Source organism: Saccharothrix sp. AJ9571, from assembly GCF_021725495.1.
GTDB lineage: Bacteria > Actinomycetota > Actinomycetes > Mycobacteriales > Pseudonocardiaceae > Amycolatopsis > Amycolatopsis magusensis.
In genome coordinates this window covers 8,025,747-8,042,140 of record NZ_CP091382.1, presented here as the reverse complement: position 1 = coordinate 8,042,140, position 16,394 = coordinate 8,025,747, and the positions used below count along the sequence as shown (strand labels likewise).

Sequence of the window (16,394 nt, the reverse complement as noted above, 5' to 3'; positions counted from 1 at the left end):
TTCAAGATCCGATAACGTCGAAGACGCTCGAAGCGCGAATCCGGTTAACCATCAAACCCTCTTGGCGGTCATCCATGTCCGGAAGAACTATTGCTTTCATCACCGACCTCGGGTTGCGGGACGACGCCGTCGGAATGTGCAAGGGAATGATGCTCGACATCAGCCCTTCTTCGCAGATCGTGGACATAACCCACGAGGTCGCACCATTCGACGTTCAGGTCGGTGCCCGTTACCTGAAGGATCTCGCCGAATATTTCCCGGCTGATACGGTGTTCTGCTGCATAATCTACCCGGAGACCGGTACCAGTCCGACCATCGTCGTGGAAAACGAACGAGGGCAATACCTGGTCGGCCCGGACAATGGTGTTTACACGCACATCATGGACCGCTCGGGAGTTCGCCGCGTGCACGAGGTGCGCGACGAACGCGTTCAGCGAAACCCGCCTTCACCGTCGTTCTGGGGCCGCGATGTGGTGGTGGCCTGCGCTGCCCACCTCGCCGCGGGTTTCCCGATCCAGGAAGTGGGGCCGGAACGGGCGGACGTCGCGAAGCTGACCGAATCCGTCCCCGAGGTGCAGATCGGTGACGGGTACCTCCGAGCGGCGATCGCACTGGTGGACGTCAATTTCGGCAACCTGTGGAGTGACGTCACGCGAGGACAGTTGCGCGAGGCCGGCTTGGCAGGAGCCGACCGGCTGGAAGTCCGCATGGACGGGCACACGCACCAGTGGCCGTTGGTCTCCACCTTCTCCGAGGTGGGCCTCGGGGAACCGCTTGCCTACTTCAACAGCCGTGACGAGCTTTCGTTCGCCCTCAACCAGGGCAACCTCGCCGAACACATCGGCGTCCGCCGGGGCACGGAAATCGAGCTCGTTGACGCCAGGGTGCACGAGTGAATCCGGCGAACACGGCCAAGCCGCTCATCGTCGTGCTCTGCCGCCCGCCGGACGCCCCCGACTGCAAAACCCGCTTGGCGCGCGACATCGGCCGTGTCGAAGCCGTGTCCCGCTACCGGGGGATGCTGGAATCGGTGCTCGGCACGGTCTCACTGGCCGGCACGGACGTCAGGATCGCCGTCGCGGGCGAGCCCCTGGCGCTCGCGCCGCTGGCCGCCGACCGGGCACCAGCCGCCGAACTGGTCCGCCAGCGCGGTGCCTCCTTCGGGGAACGGCAGGCGCGCGAAGTCCGGCGAGGCCTCGATGACGGATATCGTCCCGTCGTCCTCGTGGCTTCCGACCTGCCCGCTCTCAGCCTCGAGGCGGTGACCTGGTGCTTGAGCCGGACCGGGGAGCACGATGTGGCGATCGTCCCCGCGCATGACGGGGGCTATTCCCTGCTGGCCAGCCGCGTCGAGCTGCCCGTGCTCGCCGCGGTCCCGATGAGCACGACGAACACCTGCCGGGAGTTGTCGGCTGCACTGGACCGCACGGGGTACAGCCGCGTCGTCGCCCCCTTCGTCGTGCGCGACGTCGACCAAGCGGGAGATCTGGACGATCCGCACCACGGGAGGACGGATGAACAAAGAGCTGACCTACAACCGGCAGTACAGCGTTCGCGCTGAAGCCGAAACCGCGGACGGGCTCGACACGGGAGGGCTCACCCTCGACAACCGTTTCCACGTCGGGGTGGCCGACGCGACGGGCGAGCTTCCGGCCGGGCAGCTGTCGACCCCGGTGATGGTGCACGGCAGCCTGATGGTGCGGCTGTACCAGCCACGTGGCGAGGACGCCGAGTCCCGTCACGACCGCGACGAGCTCTACGTCATCCTCCAGGGCTCGGGACTGCTGTTCCACGGCGCGCACAGCCGGGGTGACACCCCATACCAGCGGTTCCAGCGCGGTGATGTGCTGTTCGTCCCCGCCTACGTCGTGCACCGCCTGCTCGACCTGTCCGAGGATTGTCTGATGTGGACCATCAGGTACGGGCCACCCGGCGGTGAAGCGAAGGCCGACAGCCCGGTCTCGCCCCGCAACGGCCACGGACCGGACGATGCGTGAGCTGAGGGCGGCGGTCGTGGGGTGCGGGGTCCGCGCCCCCGCCCACGCCACCGCCTGCGATGGCACGCCGGGGGTGACGGTCGCCGCCTGCTGCGACCTCGACGCCGGACGCGCCCGCGCGCTGGCCGAACGCTTCGGCATCCCCGGCCGGTACACGGATGTGGCCCGGATGCGGGAAGAGATCCGCCCTGATCTGGTGCACGTCGTCACGCCACCGGCCGGCAGGCTGGAGGTGGTGCGTGCTGTGCTGCGGGGCGAGCCCAGGGCCGTCATCGTCGAGAAGCCGTTGGCGCTGACCCCTCATGAAGCGGAGTCGATCATCGACGAGTGCGCGGCCGCCGGTGCCGAACTGGTGCTCAACCACCAGTTGCGGCACCTGTCCACGGCGGTCGAGCTGCGCGACTTCCTCGCCGGCGCGCCCATCGGCCGGATCAGGGCGGTGCGGGCCGGCACGCGGTGCGACCTCCACGAGCAGGGCAGTCACCTGTTCGACCTGGTGCAAGCCGTGCTCGGGGACGGATTTACCTTCCACCGCGTGCTGGCGCAGGCGACCGGCCTGGTGGAAACGGGGCCGACCAAGGGGACACCGGCCACCGTCTGCGGCATCATCGAGTGCTCCGCCGGGGTGCAGCTCGCCTTCGCGTGTGGCCTCGGCGCTCCCGGCTGGACCGGCACGGACAACGCTTGGCACCAGCTGGGTGTGGAGGTCGTCGCGGACGGCGGCATCGCCGGACTGAGCCTCAACCGCGGCTGGTGGTACCGGACCGACAGCGGTTCCGGTGGGGCGCTCGCCGACTTAGAGGCGCGCGAACCCCGGGCGCAACGGGAACTGGTCCAGTCCGTGGTGCGGAGGATTCGAGAGCCCGGGGGCGCGGCCGGTGCCCCCAGCAGCCCACGGGAGATGGTGGATCTGTTCGCCGCTGTGGAAACGTCGGCCTACCGGCGCCGCTGGACCGCGCCAGGCGGCGGCCGGAGCGCCGATTGCGAACGGTTGCGCCGATGCCTCGCCGAGTCCGAGAGGGCCGCCTCGTGATCCCCGGTGCCCGCAACATCGATCACCTCGGGTTGACCGTGCCAGACCTGGGTCAGGCGGTGCGGTTCTTCACCGATGTGCTGGGCGGTGAGTTCCTCTCCGCGTTCGGGCCGGTCGCCGATCCCCGTGGTGATTGGCTGGCCCGGCGCCTCGGCGTACCGGCCCGCGCCGTGGCGTGGGGCGCGCTGGTCCGGCTCGGCCCCACGATGAACCTCGAGCTCTTCGAGTTCGACACCCCGTCGGACGGCCCGGCTACCGCGGACGCCGTCTCCCTCGGCCTCGTGGTGGACGAAGTGGGGGCCGCGAGGGCGTACCTGGCGGAGCAGCACGAGGTGCGGCTCGAATGGGCCAGGCCGTCCGGCGAGCTCATCGCCCTGGCGCCGTGGGGCCTGCGTGTCGAGGTCCGGTGCGGTGACGGACCCGGGCGCCGGTGGAGCAATCGCGACGACCAGTCCGACTTGGTGCGCGGGCAGCACCCCCGCGGTGTTCCCGGAGCCCGCGAGGCCGATCGCATCGGACTGTCCGTGCCGCAGCTGGACTCGGCCGTGGCCTTCTTCACCGATCTCCTGGGAGCGGTGGCCACCGGTCGCCGTGACGGCGTGACCGAGGTCCGGTTGGGCCCGGTGACCACCCTCCTGCTGAGCGAAGACGCCGGTTACCAGCCGCAGCGCAACGACCTGGTCGGCGGCCACCACATCGCCCTCTACGCAGACGACGTGGAGGCAGCCGTGCAGTATCTGCGCGCGCGACCGGACATCGAGGTGCTGGCCGGGCCGGAACCCGCGGACGCGGACAACCCATGGGTGTATTTCCGCTCCCCATGGGGGCTTTGTCTCGAAGTGCTGCATCCCGCGGTCCGCACTGACCGCCACTACGGCCCCGAACCGAAATGGACGCCGGCATGACGAGGACACCCGTGGCCCACGTCGTGGTGCCGTCCGTCCACGACCCCGCCGTGGCAAAAGGCGGCACCTGCTTCTACCGCTCCGTCGTCGAAGCGGCGGCACTGGCGGGCCCGGTCCGCTGCTACGAGGGCGCCAGACCGAACCCACGCCAGGATTCGGTCGGGCAGCTCGGCGACGACCTCCGCCACCACGTCCGCCGAGGGGACGTCGTGCTCAAGTGCGCCGGCGCGCTGGGCGTGGCCACCGACAGCCAGGCGGACTTCCTGGTGCCTGACCTCGGTGCCCACAGCCTCTACCTCGACGCCGACGCGCCGTTTCGCTTGCCGCACCTGAGCGCGGCACACCCTTTGGCTCAGGCCCTGCCGTCTTACAGCGGTATCCTGTTGTTCGCCGGCGGATCCCGCGCCGAGCAGCAGTACCGGCTCCTGTGCAGCGGTACCGCTCCTGACGTCACGCACATTTCCCCAGCGCTGTACGGCTTCACGCTCCCAGGCGGGATCAGCGACCACGACCTCGACCGGCACCGCGACCTGACCTTGCTCGTGCCGGTGGCGGCACATTCGTCACGGGAAAGCCGTGTCATCCGGTGGCTGGGCCAGCTGGTCCGGAACGCCAACGGGGTGCGGGTCGGGCTGGTGGGGGACTGGCCGATCACCAGCGCGCTGCCCGGGGTGATCCGGTTGCCCATGGTCGATCCCCTGGTGCTGCAACGAACCTATCGACGAGCCGAGTTCACTTTGAATCTGCTCCGGCCGGAGTTCCCCGGATACACCGACACGGTGCCCGCCCGGCTGTTCGAAGCCGCACTCGCGGGATCTGTGCTGGTGACCGAGCAGTTCGACGGACTCGCCGAATACCTCGAGCCCGGCGTCGAGTGCCTCACCTTCCGCGCCCTCGACGAGGTTCCGGCCCTGCTGAAGACCACGGAAGCCGAACGCAGGCGCATGGCCCAACGCGCCAGGGAACGAGTCGTGCCCGCCATCGGGCGGGCAGCGCGGCAACTGGCCGCGATCGTCAGCGAACTGGCCGGCACCGGACCACCGGAACAGCCCGGACTTTCACCTGTGCCGCCCACGTGGCCGCCCCGAGCGGCGTACCGGCCGGGTGCGTGGGCCGCGGTGCTACCGGCAACGTCCGAGCGGTTCGTCGCACTACTCCGGTCGCGGCTGCCCGATCTGCGCTTCCGGCGGGTGGACGACCTCACCGACTTGGCTCCCGGAGCCCTGCTCGTGGTGGCGGCGGGTGCGAAGAACGAGATGGACGAACAACTTCGTCGCAGCGAACGCGTGGTGCCCGCGGTGATCGCGGATGCTTCCGACACCTCCGACGCGGCGAACGCGCGCTGGATCCCCGGCCGCGACTGGGTGCTGCCGGAACAGGACCACTGGCCATGGCAGCGCCCGGCCCGTTCGGCGTGAACACCGTGAAAGGAGCACACCGATGCGCCTGGGATTCGCCCTGCCGCACTACGACTTCGGGTCGCCGTCGGCTTCACCGCTGGCTCAGCGGGCGGTCCAGTGGGCGGTTCGTGCCGAGGAGGTGGGCTTCGACCAAGTCTGGGTCTCCGACCACTTCTTCTTCGAGATCACCGAACTCGACGGCGTCGATGGTCATCCCGGCCGCACCGCCAGCCCGGAATGCTGGTCGCTGCTGGCCGGGATCGCCTGCCGCACCCAGACGGTCCGGATCGGTTCGCTGGTCAGCCCGGTCGGCTTCCGCAACCCGCGGTTGCTCGCGCGGATCGTGGCCGGCGTCGATCAGCTTTCCGGCGGGCGACTCGACGTGGGCCTGGGGTCCGGCTGGCACGCCGCGGAGTTCACCGAGCACGGCTTCGAATTCCCCGCGTTCGGCCGTCGCTGCGCTGACCTGGAGAACGCGCTCAAGAGCATCCGAGCCGATCTGGCCGCGGCCGCAGCCGACACCACCGGGCTCAGGGGCCTGCTACCGGCCGTCCAGTCACCGGTACCACTCTGGGTCGGTGGCAGCGGAAGCCGCACGCTCGACCTGACCGCCCGGCACGCCGACGGCTGGAACCAGGTGTGGGAGACCGGCGTCGCCGAGTTCGTCCAGCGGCAAGACGCGCTCGACGCCGCCTGCGTGGCGCAGGGCCGGCCCCCGGACCAGGTACGGCGGTCGGTCGGCCTGTACACCTTGATCGGCCGGGACGCCGATGACCTGGCCGAGCGCTGGCGGCGCCTGCAGGCATGGGTGCCCGGTGGGTTGCTTGACGACGTTTCGTTGCGCGACTGGGCGCGGCGGACGCTCACCGGCACACCCGAGCAGATCCTCGCCCGCCTGCGGGAATTCGCCGACGCCGGTGCCGACCAGGTCACCGTCGCGTTCGCCGTGCCCTACGGGTTCGGCCTGCCCGACGACGAGCAACTCGAACTGGTCGCCGAGCACGTGCTGCCGTCGTGGCGGCGACGGTGATCGTCCCGGGGTCACGGTGCTCGCGAACCGATCGTCCTGCCCGAGGGGAGCAGCATCGCGCACAAACCCCCGGCGAGCACGATCCCGGCACCGCTCAGGAACGCGGCGGCGTATCCGCGCGCCGACTCCGGCCCTCCACCAGCCACCGCCATGACGGTGGTCAGCATCGCCAGGCCGAGCGCGCCGCCCACGTGGATCGCGGTGTTGAACACCCCAGCGGCGACACCTTCCTGGCTGCCCGCATCCCCGGTGGCGGCCGCGGCGAGCGCGGTGAAGGTGAAGCTGACGCCCAGTCCGGCGAGCACGGTGCCGAAGGCCATCAAACCGAAGTACCCGTCGGTCCGCGGCAGTTGAGCGAGGACGAGAAAGCTCACTGTGAGCACGGTGAACCCGGTCGAAGCGGCGGCCCGCGGCCCGTGGGAACCGGTCAACCGGGCGGCCAGCGGCCCGCCCGCGGCCGCCGCGGCGGCGTAGGGCAGGAAGGCGAGGCCGGTCTGCATCGCCGTCCAGCCCCGGTTCTCCTGCAGGTAGATCGTGCAGAGGAAGAGCACAGCGGCCTGCCCGGTGCCCTGGGTCAGCGCGGCGAGATTCGCCCCGAGCAACCGGCGTCGCCGGAACAGTGCCCAATCGGCCAGCGGCTGGCGGGCACGGCGCTGCTGGAGAACGAATCCGGCGAGCAACAGCCCCCCGCTGGCGAGCGACACCAAGCCCCATCCCACCGGGCCGGTCCGCTGCCTTTCACCGGCTTGCACGATCGCGTACATCACCGCGGCCAGCCCGGTCACCAGCAACACCGCTCCGAGGACGTCCGGACTCCCACGCTCAGCAGAACGGCCGGGGGCAGGCACCGCCACCGTTGTGACCACGATCGCCGCGAGCGACACCGGTACGGCGGTCAGGAAGATCCAGCGCCAACCCCATTGCGCGGTCAGCACACCACCGGCCACCACGCCGATCGCGATGCCGGACGCGCCGGTAAGCACCCAGATGCCCAGGGCCTTCGACCGCTGCGCGTGCTCGCGGAACAGGAAGTTGATCAGCGCCATCGCCGACGGCGTCACCAAGCCCGCCGCGATGCCCTGACCCGCTCGTGCGCTCAGGAGCGTGGCCGGATCGGCCGCCACGCCCGCCACCACCGAAGCGATCGTGAACAGGACCAGCCCGGCGAGGAAGACCGCGCGGTGGCCGGTCCGGTCCGCCAGCCGCCCGGCCACCAGCAGCGTGCCGCCCAAGGCGAGGCTGAACGCGGTGATCACCCACTGCAGCACGGCGGTGTCCAGCCCCATCGCGAGCCCGATCTCCGGAAGCGCGACGTTGACCACCGACGAATCGGTCACCACCAGGAACTGGCCCGCGCACAGGGCGCCGAACCCCCACCAGCGGCGCTTCGGTTTCCCGGCTTCCGCGCGCATGTCCCGGCCTTCCCACCCGGTGGACCGATCCCCGTCCGATCCCGAGTACCCGATCCGGGTCCGGTTACGTGCTCGGCAAGGAGGCGCCGCGAGCGATGGCGAGAAAGATCCCGCTAGTGGGCCGTCGATCGACGGTTTGCGCCACCGCCTTGGTGCTCGTGCCGGCGGTGACGGCAGTTGTGCTGCTCTGCCGGTTCGAGAGCTCTCCGACCCGTACGACGGCGATGACGCCGCCGTCACCATCCGGTGGCGACGGCGTGCTGCCCATGATCGTGCCCGCGGCGGTGGTGGCCGTGGTCGTGGTCCGGGCAGCGGGCTGGCTGGCGGCCAGGCTCGGGCAGCCGGCCGTCGTGGGCCAGATGATCGGTGGGCTGGTGCTCGGGCCGAGCATGCTCGGCGCCTTCTGGCCCGACCTGCATCGGCGGGTCTTCAGCGAAGACGTCCTATCTGTGCTTGACGTCTTCGCGCAGCTCGGCGTCGTGATCTTCATGTTCGAAGTCGGCCGTGAACTCCCGCTCCAGTCGCTCGGTCACCGGAGGGCGACGGTACTGACCACCGGCTTGGCCGGGCTGGCGCTACCGTTGCTCATCGGCGTCGTGCTCGCCATGGGGCCGCTCACCGCCCTCCGCCCATCGCCATCGCCGGCGATGGCGTTCGCGTTGTTCATCGGGGTCCTGCTCGGTTCCACGGCCTTGCCCGTGCTGGCCCACATCCTGACCGAGCGGGGTATGCGCACCACCGATGTCGGAGCCGTCGGCCTGGCCTCCGCCGGAGTGGGCGACGTGTGCGTCTGGTCCTTGCTCATCGTCGCGACCGCACAGGTGCAAAGCGGTTCACCCGCTGGTGCCGTCGGCGTACTGGCCCTCGTCGGTGGCTTCTCGCTCGTCCTGTGGGTATTGGTCAGGCCGGCGCTGGCGGCACTCGCGCGCCGCGCGTCCCGCGCCGTGCTCGCCGTCGTACTGCTGGCCACCGCCTTCGGTGCGGCGGCGACCATGGAGTGGCTGGGGGTGGGCGCCATCTTCGGCGCCTTCGTAGCGGGGATCATCACTCCACGTCGATCGCCCGACATCGAATGGCTGGCCCGCCGCGTGCGCCGGCCGGCGAAACAGTTCCTGCTTCCCCTGTTCTTCGCGGTGCTCGGCCTCCACCTCGAGGCGACCGGAAGCACGCTGGACTGGGTGGTGCTGAGCTGGCTGCTGGCAGGTGCCCTGGGCGGGAAAGCGCTGGGGGTGTACGCGGCAGGCAGGCTCACCGGACTGGCTCCGCGTGCCGCCGCGATCCTGACCACCATGTCGAACTGCCGCGGCCTGACCGAACTGGTGATCCTGCAAGCCGGTCTCCGTGCCGGACTGGTCTCCGGCACCCTGTTCAGCGCGATACTGGTGCTCACGCTGCTCACCACCGCGCTGACCGGGCCGATGCTGCGCCTGCTGGCCGAACACCCCGGACGCGGGACCTGACCGAGCCTCGATCCGCGTCTTTCCGGCGTGGCTGCGGCCCCGATCAACCCTCAGACTAGTGGGGCAACGGCGTGGTGGTGCTGCGTACTGCTCCTGTTCGCGTGCACGTGGTGGCGTGGACCGCGAAACCCGGGCGTGAACCGTTGAAGCCGGAATACTCTCGGGCCAGCAGGGCGGCTTCGACCCGATTCCGCAGATTGAGCTTCGCGAGCAGGTGTGCGACGTGCGACTTGACTGTCGAGGGTTCCACGCCGAGTTGGTCGGCGATCTCCAGGTTGGGCATTCCGCGGCCGATGTAATGCAGTACCTGTCTTTCCCGGCCCGTCAGGACACTGAGATCCGGATTGGGAACGCTGCTGGCGAGAAGATTGCCTTCCAGGTGGTCGAGAAGCCGGCGAGCCGCCGGGGGTGCGAGTGCGGCGTCGCCCGCGGCCAGCGCACGGACTCCGTTGATCAGTTCCTCGGGCGGCCTCGTTTTCAACAGGAAACCCGCTGCGCCGTTCCTCAGGGCTGGAAGCACCAGATCGAGATCGTGAGTCACCAGCAAGCCCACTTGCGGCGAGCGGGGGATTCCATTGCGCAGCAACCGGGTGAGTTCCACCCCGCCGAACCGCGGCAAGTCGGCATCCACCAGTACGACATCGGGGCTGGTCCGATTGATGATGTTGAGAGCGGAGGTTCCCTCGGCGACTTCGCCGACGATAGCGATGTCCGGCTCGTCATCGAAGATCTTGCGGATGCCCATCCGGCGTAGAGCGTCCTGGTCGCAGAGCACAACATTGATGGACATCTTCCCCCCGAGCGGTCTCCGAGTGGTGACGTGATGACCGGCTACCCGGCGCCATTCGGAATTAACCTCGGATCAACCTCGGGTTTGAACGATGTATTCTGCGACGTCGGCACCGTCGTCGATGTCGGCGACAGTGCTCGGGCAGAGTTCGGTTCCACGGCCGGATTCGGTCAGGGTGTGACGCAGCCGGTCGAGCGTGCGGGCATCGCTCATGATCAGCTTTGTCAGTTCCGGCACCGGGTCCGTGGCCGAAAGAACGCCGTAGCCACCGTCGGGGGAGGGCACCACGGCGACTCGTCCGGTGAGCGCTGTGCGCACCGCCCACCGGACTTGATCCGCTTCGAGTTGCCAGAGGTCCGAAGCGACCAGCGTGACAGGTCGATAGCCGTCCGCGAGACCACGTACGATTTCGTGCGCCGAGCGCTCGGGAAGCCCGTTACCTTGCTGCCGGACGAGTTCGACGTCCGTCGAAAAGGTGGCTGCCAGGCCAGCGAGCGCGAGCGGGTGACCGGCGACTGTGATGCGCACAGGCCACCCCGTGCCGATGCAGACCGAGAGCACCTGGCTGAGGCACTGGGTGTAGATGCGACGGGCTTCCGCCCGCCCGCGTGCCGCAGCCAGTCGCGTCTTGCAATCGGCTGCGTCCGGTGGCCGCGCCATCACCACGATCAGCGGGCCGGGATCATGATTCATCGGTTCGAGTTTCCACCAGGGTGGACACTGTGTCTTCCCCACAATGGTGCGACTGGTTCTCCACCTTCCGGGTGAGCCCGCTCGGGGGAAATGCGTCCAAAGCGGCGCCTTTCTTTTCGGCCTGACTGGTGAAGACGGCACACGAGGTTCCGTCCGACACTGATGGCCACGACCGAAGGCGGCGGTACGAGGGCAGGAGGAGCGCGATGCGGATCGACCACTCGGCCAGAACGTCCACAATAGACGGAGGTGGCGGTGACGGGCAGGCGGGGGTGATCGCCCCACCGGGTTCGTGGCGTGGGCGAGCCGACCGGTTCCTGCTCGTCCCCCGTTCACCGTGGTACCGGTTGATCGTCGGCTTGCACGACGTGATCACGGTGCGCACCATCGAATTCTGGCGTGGGCGGGGTGCCAAGGCGATGCAACTGCCGGTGACCACCGGCGCCGTCTCCAGCCCGATGGGGCTGGGCAGCGACTCACTGCCGGTCAAGGTCAAGATCGGCGAAGAGGACACGTACCTGGCGGATTCCATGCAGTTCCTGCTGGAATACGGGTGCCGGCTCAACGCGGAAGGCTGCTACTACATCATGCCCTCATTCCGGGGCGAGCAGCCCGATCGATCCCACCTGAGCCAGTTCGTGCACAGCGAAGCGGAACTCCCGGTCGATCTACCGACGTTGCAGCGAGTCGTCGAAGACTACCTGCGGTTCCTGGTCGCGGGCATGATCGAAGAACACGGCAGTGAGCTGCACCGGATCGTCGGCGACGTTTCCCACCTGGAGCGGATGGCCGACCGCGAAGGCGCGTTCGGTTCGGTGACGTTCGACGAGGCCGAGCGCATCCTCGGCGGCGATGAGCGCTATATCCGCAGGGAAGCGTCGTGGCGGACGATGACCAGGGCCGGCGAGCACGAGCTGATGCGCAGGGTCGGCGAATTCGTGTGGGTCACCCACTTCGATCACCTCAGCGTGCCGTTCTACCAGGCATTCGACGGGGACGGCACTGAGCTGGCCAAGAACGCCGATCTGCTCTTCGGCATGGGCGAGACCGTGGGCGCCGGTGAACGGCACATCACCGCCGAGCAGACGAGGCTCGCGCTGGAGAAGCACCACGTGGCCGCTGGTCAGTACGACTGGTACCTGCGCGTCAAGGCCGAGTTCCCCATGCTCACCAGTGGGTTCGGTCTCGGTGTCGAACGTTTCCTGATGTGGGTGCTGCGGCACGACGACATCCGTGACATCCCGCTGGTCGAACGCACTCCGGACGCCGCGCCGGGACCGTGACCGGGGGTGGAGGCGGGTGGCCGGCACGAATGGGAGAGAAGGGAATCATGAGCGAGACAGTGCGAATCACCGGCGGCGTGGGCGACCGGGTAGAGGTACTGGAGTACTTCCGTGCCAAGGCGGCGAGCTACGACGACGTCGACGCCCAGGCCTACTGGCGCTTGTCCGATGCACTGCTGTGGGACGCCCTGCACGATCACGTCCTGCCCGCCGTGCCCGGACACGGCCGCATGGTCGACGCGGGCGCCGGGACCGGACGCTGGAGTGACCGTATCCTGCGAGCCCGGCCCGACCTCACCGCGACCCTCGTCGATCTGTCGCCGGACATGTTGTCGGAAGCGGCGGCCAAGGCCCGAGGCGGGCAGTACGTCGATCGCGTCACCCCGGTCGAGGCGGATCTGCGTGAGGTGTCCACGTCGGTGCCGCCGTCATCGGCCGAGCTGGTGATCAGCTTCCACAACGTGCTCGGCTTCCTGCCCGAACCCGAGCGGACGATCGAAGACCTCGCCGCCTTGCTGGTTCCCGGCGGTCAGCTGGTCGTCGTCGTGCCGAACGCCTACCACGCCGCCTTCTTCAACCTCACCCTCCGGGCGGTAGGGGAAGCTGAGCGCGCCATCGCCGAGCGCCGCGGGCGATTCACGCGGGACATGCCGATGATGCGGCTCTTCACCCCGGCCGGGATCAGCGAGGCGTTCCGCGCGGCCGGGGTGGTCCCCCACCTGCTCACCGGTTTCCCGGTGCTGGTCTATCCGGGGTACCAGGAGACCCAGTTGCACGGGCAGAGCGCGTCGCTCGGGGAGTGGCTGGACGAACCGGCCGAGTACGATGCGGTGCACGCTTTGGAACGCCGGCTGCTCGGCGACGCATCGCTCGCCGCGAGGGGCAACAACCTTCTTGTCGTCGGGCGCAAGAACACTTCCGATGAGTCCCGCTGAGCGGACGCTGCACGTCCTGGCCCCGCACGTCACCGACCACCGAGTCACCAAGGGCGGCACCAACGGCTACCGGGCCATCGCACTCGCCTGCGCGAGCACCGGCCCGACCCAGGTGCACCAGCTCTTCCCCGACTCGGTCACCGCGCCCGCGGACTCGGAAGTGTCGCGCCTGCGTGTGTGCACGCACCTGAACCTCCGCGCCTTGGTCGAGGCCGTTGAGGCGACGCTGAAGCCGGGCGACGTGGTGGTGAAGTGCGTCGGGGCGGGACGCGACGAAGACCACGTGCTCGACGTGGAGGTAATGGATCTGGCTCGCCGTGCCGGGGCCAGGGTCGCCTACCTCGACGGCGATGCCGCGTTACGGCTGGACCGGATGCCCGCCCGCTTCTACTTGCGTGACCTGCTACCCCGCCTGGACGTGGTGTTCTTGCTCGCTGGCGGCGCACGGGCGGAGAAACGCTACCTCTCCCTCGGGGCGCCCGCGGTTGTCCGTGTGCCACCCGCCATCACCACGTTCGCGCTGGGCAGCATCGACTCGTCCACCGGAGGGCGGACCGAGTCGCCGCGCGCCACGGCCAGGGACATCGATCTGCTGGTCACGGTCGGCAAGGTTTCCGCGCGAGAAGCTCGGCTCCCCGCGTGGATCGATGCGGCTGCGCTCGCGGGCCGCAGGGTCGCCGTGGTGGCGCCACCGCAGCCCGGGATCGGCGCACCAATTGAACACCTCGCGCCACGCGACCCGATCGCCTTGCAGAAGCTCTACCTTCGTTCGCGGTACACCCTGAACCTCCTGCGGGGACCGGCGCTGCGCTTCGGGCACACTCCGCCGAACCGGATGTTCGAAGCCGCTTTCGCCGGCAGCGTGGTGATCACCGAGCCGTACCCGGGGATCGAGCAAGACCTCGTGCCCGGCCGGGAATGCCACGTGCTCACTGACCCGGGTGCCTTGCCTGCCGTGCTCGACGAGCCCGTCGACGACTGGCAGCGCATGGGTGCGGCAGCCCGGGAGCGGGTGGTGAACTCGGCCCGCCACGGCATGGCGAAGCTGCGCTCCGCGCTGAACGATCTGCTCGCCAAGCCCCCCGACCCCCAGCCCAGCGTGCGCCGTTCGACCTGCCGCATACTGGAAACGCTCGATGGTTCGCCTGTCGTCCTCGACGATTCGGTATCCAGTGAGGCGCTCGAAGCCGCGATGTCCGTGTTGCCGAACAGCACGGTCCGGGTGTCGAAACCGGATGGACCCGCTGAGCTGGACGACGTCGTCCTGGTGCTCTCCGTGTCAGCCAAGGAACACTTCGACGACACCTGGCGAGGTCCATCACCGGCGGCGTTGTTCGTCTGGGCGCCCGACGGTGCGCCGATGAGCCCGCGTATCCACTGGCTGCCCGGACGGGACTGGCTGCTGACTCCCGCGGGCATCTCCACACGGGGGCCACGATGATCGGATCTCCACCCGCCGATCGGGAGGACAAGCCCAAGTACCCGTTGCGGTCACTGGTGCGCCGCGAGGGATGGCTCTGGTGGGCGAGTGGCGCGGTGTTGTCCCGGTTGCCGGGAAACATGGTGCCGATCACCCTCATCCTGGCCTTCGCCCAGGGTCGAGGTGCACTCGTTGCCGGGTGCTTCACCTTCGGCACGGTCACCGCGGCCGTCTGGCGCGCCAAAGCCCTCGACCGGACCGGCGCACGCCGGGGACTGGGCAAGGAGGCGCTGTTGAGCGCCACCGCGCAGGCGATCCTTGTCCTGGTCGTCGTCCTACCGTTGCCCACCGCCGGTCTCACGGTGATCGCCGCACTCGCTGGTGCGGCCGGGTCCGCGGTCAGCGCCGGTTACCGGGCCGCACTGCCCCAGATCGTCCCAGCCCCGCTGCTACCGGCGGCATACACCGCCGACGCGGTCATCATCGAGGTTTCCTTCGTGGTGTCCCCGGTCCTGGCCGCTGGAGTCATCACCCTGTTCTCGCCCGCGGTGGTCTTCCTGCTCGGTGTGGTGTTCGCTCTTACGGCGGCCGTTGCCGCCCGTCGCCTCCCGGCTGGTCGGAAATCCGCAACGGCCGCCGGGCGCGTTGGCCGACTCTCACCGGCACTGCCGGTCTTCGTGGTGGCCGCGGGTTCCGGCACGGTGCTCGGACTGCTGCAGGCCGGTGTGCCCGCGAAACTGCTTCAGATCGGCTGGGCGGCTGCCGCCGCGGGCCTCCTGTTCAGCGTCATGTCGGCCACGAGCGGAATCGTGGGCGCGGTGATCACCGCGCGCGGTGGCCTCCACGGCCACAGCCGTAGGACGGCCACGGTCTTGTTCGCGCTGGCCACGATCGCGGTCGTCCTGCTCGCCGTGGGGCCGGACTTCCCGACGTTGCTTCTGGCCATGGCCCTGTTCGGGGCTCCACTGGCACCGCTGAACGCGTTGGCGGGTCTTGTCATCGTGCGACGAGTACCTGAAGCGGCGCACACGCAGGCGTTCGCGGTGCTGAGCATGTGCACCGTCACCGGATCCAGCATCGGCCTGGCCGCTGCTGGTGTGCTCGTCCCTGCCGGATACGCGGGCCCGTCTCTCGCCGCAGCCGCGCTGTGCGCCGTGATCACCACAACGGTGGCGGTCGCGCACGTCCGCCACCACAGGCATCGACCACACCTCCGGAGGCCCGCGTGAGTCGTGAACCAGCCCGGATCGGGATCATCGGGGGCACCGGGCTCTACCGGTTGCTCGAGGACGCCGAGACGGCCGAGATGACCAGCCCGTACGGCTCCCCATCGGCTCCGGTCACCTTCGGCACGATCGCCGGGCGCCGGGTCGCCTTCCTGCCACGCCATGGCGTCGACCACCAGTTTCCTCCACATGCGATCAACTACCGGGCCAACCTGTGGTGCCTCGGCGAAGCGGGCGTCACCGACTTGATGACGCTGTGCTCGGCGGGGAGCCTGTCGCCGGCCGTGGCGCCGGGTCACCTGGTGGTGTGCGACCAAGTGATCGACGCGACCAAGCGCCGCGTCGACACCTATTGCGACGGCATACCCATCACACACGTCAGCCTCGCCGACCCCTACGACGAGGAAATGCGTGCCACGGCCGTGGCACGGGCCAAAGCCATGGGGCTCCCGGTGCACGATCGCGGCACCGTCGTCGTGATCGAGGGGCCACGCTTCGCCACTCGGGCCGAATCCCGTGCCCACAAGGCCGCAGGCGCGGAACTCATCAACATGACCCAGTACCCCGAAGTCGCCTTGGCCCGCGAACTCCAGATCGCCTGCTGCGGTATCGCATTGATCACCGACTACGACGCCGGTCTCGAGGATCGGGCCGATGTCATGCCGGTCACCGGCGTCTCCGCTTACCAACTGTTCGAGGAATTCGCCGAGCGCCTTCGTGCCCTCGCGATCGACTTGGTCGAGCACCTGCCACTGTCCCCGAACCGCCCGGCCCTCACCGCCCTGCGCGAGGCGCGGTTTCGTTCGTAGG

The 16,394-nt window shown here is 69.1% G+C and carries 16 protein-coding genes; 13 read left to right on the top strand and 3 right to left on the bottom strand.

The features are described from left to right. Nucleotides 1-146: 146 nt before the first annotated feature. Genes L3Q67_RS36140 through L3Q67_RS36110 form a run of 7 tightly spaced genes read left to right on the top strand, consistent with a single transcriptional unit; the run spans nt 147 to nt 6,365 of the window. Nucleotides 147-896 carry an SAM hydrolase/SAM-dependent halogenase family protein gene (locus L3Q67_RS36140; protein WP_499185906.1) on the top strand — a complete coding sequence of 250 codons (750 nt, stop codon included), beginning with the start codon at nt 147-149 and terminating at the stop codon, nt 894-896. Then, nucleotides 893-1,561, top strand: a complete 669-nt coding sequence (locus L3Q67_RS36135; RefSeq protein WP_499185905.1) for a TIGR04282 family arsenosugar biosynthesis glycosyltransferase — start codon at nt 893-895, stop codon at nt 1,559-1,561. Before L3Q67_RS36140 ends, L3Q67_RS36135 begins: the two co-directional genes overlap by 4 nt. After that, complete coding sequence (locus tag L3Q67_RS36130) at nt 1,515-1,997, top strand: cupin domain-containing protein (protein ID WP_499185904.1); 483 nt, start codon at nt 1,515-1,517, stop codon at nt 1,995-1,997. The genes L3Q67_RS36135 and L3Q67_RS36130 overlap by 47 nt, the downstream gene beginning before the upstream one ends. Continuing rightward, a complete protein-coding gene (locus L3Q67_RS36125; protein ID WP_499185903.1) occupies nt 1,990-3,030 on the top strand; it encodes a Gfo/Idh/MocA family protein in 1,041 nt (346 codons plus the stop codon). The genes L3Q67_RS36130 and L3Q67_RS36125 overlap by 8 nt, the downstream gene beginning before the upstream one ends. Continuing rightward, nucleotides 2,997-3,935: a VOC family protein gene (locus tag L3Q67_RS36120; RefSeq protein WP_499185902.1), complete on the top strand. Its 939-nt coding sequence runs from the start codon at nt 2,997-2,999 to the stop codon at nt 3,933-3,935. The genes L3Q67_RS36125 and L3Q67_RS36120 overlap by 34 nt, the downstream gene beginning before the upstream one ends. After that, the gene (locus L3Q67_RS36115) at nt 3,932-5,353 is read left to right on the top strand and encodes a CgeB family protein (protein WP_499185901.1); all 1,422 of its coding nucleotides are present in this window, start codon (nt 3,932-3,934) and stop codon (nt 5,351-5,353) included. The genes L3Q67_RS36120 and L3Q67_RS36115 overlap by 4 nt, the downstream gene beginning before the upstream one ends. A gap of 22 nt (nt 5,354-5,375) precedes the next feature. Further along, nucleotides 5,376-6,365, top strand: coding sequence for an LLM class flavin-dependent oxidoreductase (locus L3Q67_RS36110; protein ID WP_499185900.1), 990 nt, complete (start codon nt 5,376-5,378; stop codon nt 6,363-6,365). A gap of 11 nt (nt 6,366-6,376) precedes the next feature. Here L3Q67_RS36110 and L3Q67_RS36105 read toward each other — a convergent pair whose 3' ends face one another. Continuing rightward, nucleotides 6,377-7,777, bottom strand: a complete 1,401-nt coding sequence (locus L3Q67_RS36105; RefSeq protein ID WP_499185899.1) for an MFS transporter — start codon at nt 7,775-7,777, stop codon at nt 6,377-6,379. Nucleotides 7,778-7,944: 167 nt separating this feature from the next. On the opposite strand from L3Q67_RS36105, the gene L3Q67_RS36100 reads away from it, so the two are divergent. Next, nucleotides 7,945-9,237: a cation:proton antiporter gene (locus L3Q67_RS36100; protein ID WP_499185898.1), complete on the top strand. Its 1,293-nt coding sequence runs from the start codon at nt 7,945-7,947 to the stop codon at nt 9,235-9,237. Nucleotides 9,238-9,292: 55 nt separating this feature from the next. Here the strand turns inward: L3Q67_RS36100 and L3Q67_RS36095 are convergent, their stop codons facing one another. Then, entirely contained in the window at nt 9,293-9,982 is a 690-nt protein-coding gene (locus L3Q67_RS36095; RefSeq protein WP_499185897.1) for a transcriptional regulator, read from the bottom strand. Between the two features lie 117 nt (nt 9,983-10,099). After that, nucleotides 10,100-10,720, bottom strand: a complete 621-nt coding sequence (locus tag L3Q67_RS36090) for a glycosyltransferase family protein (protein ID WP_499185896.1) — start codon at nt 10,718-10,720, stop codon at nt 10,100-10,102. 206 nt (nt 10,721-10,926) lie between these two features. Between L3Q67_RS36090 and L3Q67_RS36085 the strand changes: the two genes are divergently transcribed. From L3Q67_RS36085 to L3Q67_RS36065, 5 genes are read left to right on the top strand one after another with little or no spacing between them, the layout of a single operon-like run. Beyond that, entirely contained in the window at nt 10,927-12,003 is a 1,077-nt protein-coding gene (locus L3Q67_RS36085; RefSeq protein WP_499185895.1) for an amino acid--tRNA ligase-related protein, read from the top strand. A 47-nt stretch (nt 12,004-12,050) separates the two neighbouring features. After that, complete coding sequence (locus L3Q67_RS36080; RefSeq protein ID WP_499185894.1) at nt 12,051-12,938, top strand: class I SAM-dependent methyltransferase; 888 nt, start codon at nt 12,051-12,053, stop codon at nt 12,936-12,938. Further along, complete coding sequence (locus L3Q67_RS36075) at nt 12,925-14,379, top strand: CgeB family protein (RefSeq protein ID WP_499185893.1); 1,455 nt, start codon at nt 12,925-12,927, stop codon at nt 14,377-14,379. Before L3Q67_RS36080 ends, L3Q67_RS36075 begins: the two co-directional genes overlap by 14 nt. Continuing rightward, on the top strand, nt 14,376-15,587 hold the full coding sequence (locus L3Q67_RS36070; protein ID WP_499185892.1) for an MFS transporter: 1,212 nt from the start codon (nt 14,376-14,378) through the stop codon (nt 15,585-15,587). The genes L3Q67_RS36075 and L3Q67_RS36070 overlap by 4 nt, the downstream gene beginning before the upstream one ends. Nucleotides 15,588-15,637: 50 nt before the next feature. Then, complete coding sequence (locus L3Q67_RS36065) at nt 15,638-16,393, top strand: MTAP family purine nucleoside phosphorylase (RefSeq protein WP_499185891.1); 756 nt, start codon at nt 15,638-15,640, stop codon at nt 16,391-16,393. The last annotated feature ends 1 nt before the right edge of the window (nt 16,394 follow it).